The sequence below is a fragment of the Metalysinibacillus jejuensis genome, assembly GCF_003057615.1.
GTDB lineage: Bacteria > Bacillota > Bacilli > Bacillales_A > Planococcaceae > Metalysinibacillus > Metalysinibacillus jejuensis.
On the sequence record NZ_QAFW01000030.1, the window covers coordinates 21135 to 27867 of the forward strand.

Genomic DNA, 6733 nt, shown 5'->3' on the forward strand with positions numbered 1-6733 from the left:
TAATTAGGATGAAAGGATGAAATCATGCCTATTTTAGATAAAAAAAATGCACAAGATGTTGCGCGTTATATCCGCTTTACGCGTCAATCACCGTACCGTGCATTAACACAAGATTTGCACTGGGCAGATGTAAAAGACGACTGGGGTAATGAACAAGTATATGTAGAGCGAGACGGCGAAATTGTAGCTGCTATGTCATTATTAGTACGACGAGTGCCAGGAGGCTACGCTTTATTGTATGCACCTCGTGGTCCGCTATGCGATTTACATGATATTTCATTAGTGAACGAGTTAATTAGCGAGGTACAACCATTAGCTAAAAAGTATAAAGCATTTGCGCTTCGTATGGACCCTGAGCAACTTTATACGGATGAATTGCATGCTTTGTATCAAAAAGCTGGCTATCAAGTACGCAATGAGGGAATGACAGAAGATGATTTAATTCAACCTCGTTACAATATGATAGTTCGCTTAGCTGGAGAAGATGCTGACTCGTTAATGTTAAAGTTTCGACCTCGTGTACGCAGTAAAATTCGCCGTGCGATACGTGAAGGTGTTGTAGTTGACGCAGGAGCAAGTGACGACTACTTAAAAACATTTTTCCAACTGTATGATGTGATGGGAGAACGCCAAGGTATTATGACGCGCGATTATGCCTACTTTGAAAAGATGCGCGCAGCATTTCCGGAGCATTTTATCGTTTACCGCGCTAAACATGAAGATGATTATTTAGCGGCAGCTGTACTTCTAAATTATGAAGGAAAACAGTATTATTTATATGCGGGTAGTTCAAATGAAAAACGCAAGATGAATGCAAGCCATCTTTTAAATTATCAAATGATGATAGATGGTATCGAAGCGGGCGCCGAGCAATATGATTTAGGTGGCGTCTTTGTATTAGACGGTGAAGAAGATGGGCTCTTTAACTTTAAAAATGGTTTTTGCCAAACAGACGGTGTAACCCATTACATTGGCGAAATTGATAAAATTTATAAGCCACTTCTTTATAAAGGCTTTACACAAGTTGTACCAAAACTTCAAGAAGTGAAAAAGAAAATTGCTGAAAAACGCAAATCTTAATTTCAGCTGCCACAACATAGCGTTCGTGGCAGCTTTGCTGTTTAGCAACCTTTTATTATAAAAATCGTTTCTGTCATAGTGCAATTACTGCTATAATTTTGGCATAGTGACAATTAGGAGATGTGTACATTGGGATAGTTAATAAACTGCTTGAGATGCTTCGTAAATTAGATAAGTATTTAGTTATAAATATTGCTTTGTTAGGGATTGTAAGTAGCGTCTTTATTCATTCAACGGTAACTGTATTTCCACAATACGGCGTATCTAACCACGGTATGAAGCAAGCGATATTTTATGTAATTAGTTTTATGGTCCTTCTCATTATGACCAATGTTGATTTTTCCATTTGGATGAAGTTTCGTTGGTATATTTATACACTGTTTTTAGTGTTGCTCCTCATTTTATTTTTAGCACCAGCTTCAATGACTAGTAACCCTAATGGTATTATTCGAGAAGTTAATGCGGCGGTTTCATGGTTCTTCTTACCAGGGTTCGCCTTGCAACCTTCAGAATTTATGAAGTTTGCGTTAATATTAGTATTCGCGGCTGAAATTGAAAAACATAATAAAAAATATAGTATGCAAGATATGAAGACAGACGTTTGGTTATTAATTAAACTATTTATTATTTTAGCACCTGTTGCTTTTTTAGTTTACAAACAACCGGATACAGGTATGGTTGTATTATATCTCGCTATACTAGCACCGATGATTTATTTATCTGGTATTCAACGTAAAATTTTAATATTCTTCGCTGCGATACCAACAGCAATTATCGGTTTTGTCGTGACATGTTACTTCTTCTTTCATGATTTTTATCAAGAGAAACTACTCGGCTCTTTGTCTGGACACCAAATTTCACGTATTAATGGTTGGCTCCATCCATTTGAGTTTTTGGATTCTTCTTATCAAACACGCTTAGGGATTATGGCGATCGGTACAGGTCAATTTGAAGGTAAAGGCTATCTTGGTAATACAGTCTATACGCCAGAAAAACATACCGATTTTATTTTTACTACGATTGCAGAAGAAATGGGCTTTTTAGGTGGCGCTTTCGTATTAGTGCTAATGTTTTCTTTAATCTATCGCATTATTTTAATTACGATGCAAGCGGAGACGCGAATGAGTGCAATGATTGGCGCTAGCATCGCAACATTATTTGCGTTTCAGATATTCCAAAATATTGGCATGACGATGGGCTTATTACCGGTAACAGGTATCACATTACCGTTCATTAGTTACGGTGGTAGTTCGCTTATTTCTAACATCATGTTAATTTCTTTAGTATGTTTAATCAAACAGTCTTATGACGGCTTATTTTTTAAAAGTGATACGAAAGAGTAAGGTGGGGAGTAAAGTCCTTATACCTTGCTTTTTTTTTAGGTTTTTTAACATAGGTAAAATACGTTGAAAGTAATAAATGGATAAAATGTACTATAAAAAGCAATGTTAGTGTCGATATAACTTGTAGAAGGAGGAGGGGAAAGTGAGAGTAAATCGCAAAGAACAGTATAGCGCATATCGCTCAGCATCTCGCGTTCAAAATGAGTTAGTATATCGTGATTTCTTACACCAAGAGCGCCATGCATTTGATGGTCAACAACCGAAGAAACAAAAGAAGTCGCCATCTAAGCAACATACGCAAACAGAGCAAGTGCCAACTAATACGCTTGGCTACCCGATGAAGAAAGAAGTGAACATCAAGCTTGAGACGCAGCACAATCGTAAAAGTACAATTGCAAAATATCGCAATAGTATTTAACATATAAAAGGCATCCTAATGATTAAATCATTACGATGCCTTTTATGATGAATAAAATAAAAAAACCGCCGCAACAGTTGCGACGGATAAATTTAAAATGGAGGAGGTAGAGGGATTCGAACCCCCGCGCGGTCTTACCCGCCTGTCGGTTTTCAAGACCGATCCCTTCAGCCGAACTTGGGTATACCTCCGTATCGACAAGAAATAATATAACATAGTTTTTTTATGAAAGCAATACTTTTTATTTTAATTTTAGCGAGACTATGAATTATGTGTTAATGATTGCTTTTTATAAGAATAGTGATTATACTAATAAATGCCGTGCTAGATGGGGAGGTAGCGGTGCCCTATAACTCGTAATCCGCTCTAGCGAGATTGAATTCCTCTTTAGAGGCTGGTCGTATTGTTTGGTCTGACTTTTGCACGTAGTGTTGAAGTTCGGGTCCTGCGCAATGAATACCCATGAACCATGTCAGGTCCGGAAGGAAGCAGCATTAAGTGGTACCATTCATGTGCCGCGGGGCAGCCTGAACGGAGCTAACGACAAGAGTAACGCTTATGTGCGTCAGTCGAAGAGAGGTGCACGGCATTAATTTGCTAAGCTCAAAGCATTCGTTGATTGTAACGAATGCTTTTTTCTTTTATACTAATAAGTAACAACGAATCGAGTCATTGTGCTCGATTTTTTTTATGTAAGGGAGAGAAGTTAATGGTTTATCAAGCATTTTATCGTGTTTACCGTCCGCAAACATTTCGCGATATGTCAGGACAGACGCATGTAAAGCGTACGCTACAAAATGCTCTCCTCGCAAACAAAACTACACATGCTTACCTATTTTCAGGCCCGCGTGGCACAGGTAAAACAAGTGCAGCGAAAATTTTTGCTAAAGCATTAAATTGTGAGCATGCCCCAACAGAAGAGCCGTGTAACGAGTGTCCCACATGTATTAGTATTACAGAAGGAACGTTTACAGATGTTATTGAGTTTGACGCAGCATCAAATTCACGTGTTGAAGAAATTCGAGATGTCATTGAAAATGTACGTTTTGCTCCTGCACTAGGACGCTTTAAAGTTTATATTATTGATGAGGTGCATATGCTTTCGACAAGCGCATTTAATGCACTGTTAAAAACATTAGAAGAACCCCCAGCGCACGTTGTTTTCATACTAGCTACAACTGAACCGCATAAATTACCAGCGACTATTATTTCGAGATGTCAGCGCTTTGATTTTAAACGTCTTACTTCTCAAGAAATGATTGATCGTATGAGAATTGTGTTAAATGATATTAATTTGCCGTATGATGAGCAGGCATTGAAGGTGATAGCACAGTCAGCAGCTGGTGGCATGCGTGATGCTTTAAGCTTGTTAGATCAAGCAGTTTCTTTTAGTGAAGATAAGTTAGCGCTAGATAACACGTTGTTAGTAACAGGTGCAATCAGCCAAGATGTATTTACGAAGATGGCGATGCACATTCAACAAAAAGATGTCGCTAGTATGCTAACACTTTTAGAACAGCTCGTAGCAGACGGTAAAGACCCTTTACGTTTAACAGAAGACTTCATTACATTTTTCCGTGATTTGTTACTCATTCAATCTGATAATAAGCTTGAAGAATTATTAGAAGTTATTACGCTAACCGAAGAAATAAAAGAAATCGCTACAAGCTTTACGGCGGATAATTTATATCACTACATTGAAGTATTATCGAAAACACAACAAGAAATGCGTTTTTCACACCATACAAAAATATATTTAGAAACCGCTTTATTACAAATGGCACAAACACAGCCTGCTATTGATCCCCAAGTGAATGCAAAAGTGGCCGAGTTAGAAAAAATGATTTCAAAATTAACGACACAACTCGAACAAGTACCACCAGCCGTAGCTCAACCTTCTGCTGCGCCAGTGCGTCAAAATAGGGGCCCTGAAGTAGCGTATAAGGCACCGGTGACAAAAATTAAACAAGTTTTAAAAGAGGCGACGAAGGTTAACTTGAACTATATTAAAGAAAATATGGCAATAGCTTTAGGCACATTACAAAAAGCAGAAGAAGCACGTTTTCATAAAACAATGCCTGTTGCGGCATCACCGAGTGCATTTGTGTTAAAATTCGAGTATGATGTTCTTTGTAAAATGGTTGCAGAAAATACAGCTATACTTCAACGTGTAGCTAGTCAACTCGCCTACAATGGACAAATACCAACAATATTCTGTATTCCTGCTACTCAGTGGGAACAAGTACGTGCAGATTTTTTACATGAACGTAGCCTGATGCCTACAGAGCAAACTGAAGAAGCTATGGTTACCGTGGTGGAAGAAGATCCGCTTATCGTAATGCCGAAACAATTGTTTGGTGACGACTTTGTCGAAGTATATGAAGATTAAAAGGAGGAATTATTAATGCGTGGTATGGGAAATATGCAAGGCATGATGAAAAAAATGCAAAAAATGCAAAAAGAAATGATGGAAGCGCAAGAGGCATTAAATGAAAAACAATTTGAAGGTGCAGCAGGCGGCGGTATGGTGAAAGTAAGTGTTACTGGTCAACGCGAAGTAGTCGATGTAGTATTAAACGAAGCTGTAGTCGATCCTGAAGATATCGAGATGTTACAAGATTTAATTATTATTGCAACAAATGAAGCGCTTAAAAAAGTGGAAGATGAAACAGCATCAACAATGGGTAAATTCACTCAAGGTATGAATCTTCCATTCTAGGAGGTAGCAGATGCATTATCCAGAACCGATAGCAAAGCTAATTGATAGCTTTACAAAATTGCCAGGTATCGGGCCCAAAACAGCGGCTCGTCTGGCGTTTTTTGTGTTAACAATGAAGGAAGATGACGTATTAAGTTTCGCTAATTCACTTGTGGATGCAAAGCGAAATTTAGTATATTGTTCAGTATGTGGTCATATTACCGATGTAGACCCATGTCATATTTGTTCTGATAAACAACGTGACAAAACGATTATTTGTGTAGTACAAGACGTAAAAGATGTTATCGCTATGGAGAAAATGCGTGATTACCATGGTCTTTACCATGTGTTACATGGCGCAATCTCTCCAATGGATGGGATTGGTCCAGAAGACATTACAATCGCACCGTTAATTCAAAGGTTGCAAGATGACACTGTGCAAGAGCTGATTTTGGCCACTAATCCTACAATAGAAGGTGAAGCAACCGCGATGTACATTTCACGACTCGTTAAACCTTCAGGTATTCGTACAACTAGAATTGCTCATGGCCTACCTGTTGGTGGCGATTTAGAGTATGCCGATGAAGTTACTCTTTCTAAGGCAATTGAAGGGCGTAGAGAATTATAATGTTATTTCGTAAACCTAAATTAAAAAAAGTGTACGATGAGCAATTGATAGCATTAATTCAACGTGCACAAGATGAGCTTAATCAAGCAAAAGCAATGGAAGAACTCTCAGATGATTATGATTTGGCGGTTACTACTAAGCGTCAAATCGCTGAGAGTACATATTTTTATTTGTTTAAAGAGGCGCGTATTAGAAAAATATTAATACGCCCTTAAAACAGCATTATATAGAAGAAACTCGAAATTGCGTATGCACTCTCATAGCAAGAGGGTGCATTTTTTATTTTTTTAATAAAAAAGCTTGCGGTAATTTTTCATACGTGATATATTATTACTTGTCGTTAAGACAACAACTTGCAAAACAAAAACATTTCAAAAAAGATGTTGACAAACAACTTAACAAAATGTTATGATATAAAAGTTGCTGAAACAAGCGACGGAAACATGAACCTTGAAAACTGAACAAGCAAAACGTTAATCAATAAATCGTTTCATTAAATTGAAACAAAATTTTGGACATCAAAATTGATGCCAGCAACATGAGCTTAATCGCTCTCTTATGGAGAG

General features: G+C 37.8%; 7 protein-coding genes, 1 tRNA gene and 1 other RNA gene. 8 read left to right on the forward strand and 1 reads right to left on the reverse strand.

Features of this window, described 5'->3' with window-relative positions:
• The first annotated feature begins 24 nt into the window (after positions 1 to 24).
• The 3 genes from DDE80_RS09755 to DDE80_RS09765 all read left to right on the forward strand — a co-directional run bounded on the left by DDE80_RS09755 (position 25) and on the right by DDE80_RS09765 (position 2841).
• Positions 25 to 1080 (forward strand): lipid II:glycine glycyltransferase FemX, encoded by a 1056-nt coding sequence (locus DDE80_RS09755; protein ID WP_108307470.1) that lies wholly within the window; start codon positions 25 to 27, stop codon positions 1078 to 1080.
• Positions 1081 to 1202: 122 nt separating this feature from the next.
• Complete coding sequence (locus DDE80_RS09760) at positions 1203 to 2423, forward strand: FtsW/RodA/SpoVE family cell cycle protein (protein WP_235612312.1); 1221 nt, start codon at positions 1203 to 1205, stop codon at positions 2421 to 2423.
• Positions 2424 to 2565: 142 nt separating this feature from the next.
• The gene (locus DDE80_RS09765) at positions 2566 to 2841 is read left to right on the forward strand and encodes a hypothetical protein (protein ID WP_108307472.1); all 276 of its coding nucleotides are present in this window, start codon (positions 2566 to 2568) and stop codon (positions 2839 to 2841) included.
• Positions 2842 to 2939: 98 nt separating this feature from the next.
• On the opposite strand, the gene DDE80_RS09770 is transcribed toward DDE80_RS09765, so the two are convergent.
• Positions 2940 to 3032, reverse strand: a tRNA-Ser gene (locus tag DDE80_RS09770).
• Positions 3033 to 3160: 128 nt separating this feature from the next.
• Here DDE80_RS09770 and ffs point away from each other — a divergent pair.
• From ffs to DDE80_RS09795, 5 genes are all read left to right on the forward strand, one after another.
• Positions 3161 to 3428, forward strand: an RNA gene (ffs, locus tag DDE80_RS09775) — signal recognition particle sRNA large type.
• Positions 3429 to 3550: 122 nt separating this feature from the next.
• Positions 3551 to 5230, forward strand: coding sequence for a DNA polymerase III subunit gamma/tau (dnaX, locus tag DDE80_RS09780; protein ID WP_108307473.1), 1680 nt, complete (start codon positions 3551 to 3553; stop codon positions 5228 to 5230).
• Positions 5231 to 5245: 15 nt separating this feature from the next.
• Positions 5246 to 5560, forward strand: a complete 315-nt coding sequence (locus tag DDE80_RS09785; RefSeq protein WP_108307474.1) for a YbaB/EbfC family nucleoid-associated protein — start codon at positions 5246 to 5248, stop codon at positions 5558 to 5560.
• Between the two features lie 10 nt (positions 5561 to 5570).
• On the forward strand, positions 5571 to 6167 hold the full coding sequence (recR, locus tag DDE80_RS09790) for a recombination mediator RecR (protein ID WP_108307475.1): 597 nt from the start codon (positions 5571 to 5573) through the stop codon (positions 6165 to 6167).
• Positions 6167 to 6382, forward strand: coding sequence for a YaaL family protein (locus tag DDE80_RS09795; RefSeq protein WP_108307476.1), 216 nt, complete (start codon positions 6167 to 6169; stop codon positions 6380 to 6382). The genes recR and DDE80_RS09795 overlap by 1 nt, the downstream gene beginning before the upstream one ends.
• The last annotated feature ends 351 nt before the right edge of the window (positions 6383 to 6733 follow it).

Bases quoted from the DNA above. Each gene is read 5' to 3' on its own strand.
- DDE80_RS09755 (WP_108307470.1), top strand. From the start codon at position 25: ATGCCTATTTTAGATAAAAAAAATGCACAAGATGTTGCGCGTTATATC.
- dnaX (WP_108307473.1), top strand. From the start codon at position 3,551: ATGGTTTATCAAGCATTTTATCGTGTTTACCGTCCGCAAACATTTCGC.
- DDE80_RS09785 (WP_108307474.1), top strand. From the start codon at position 5,246: ATGCGTGGTATGGGAAATATGCAAGGCATGATGAAAAAAATGCAAAAA.
- recR (WP_108307475.1), top strand. From the start codon at position 5,571: ATGCATTATCCAGAACCGATAGCAAAGCTAATTGATAGCTTTACAAAA.
- DDE80_RS09795 (WP_108307476.1), top strand. From the start codon at position 6,167: ATGTTATTTCGTAAACCTAAATTAAAAAAAGTGTACGATGAGCAATTG.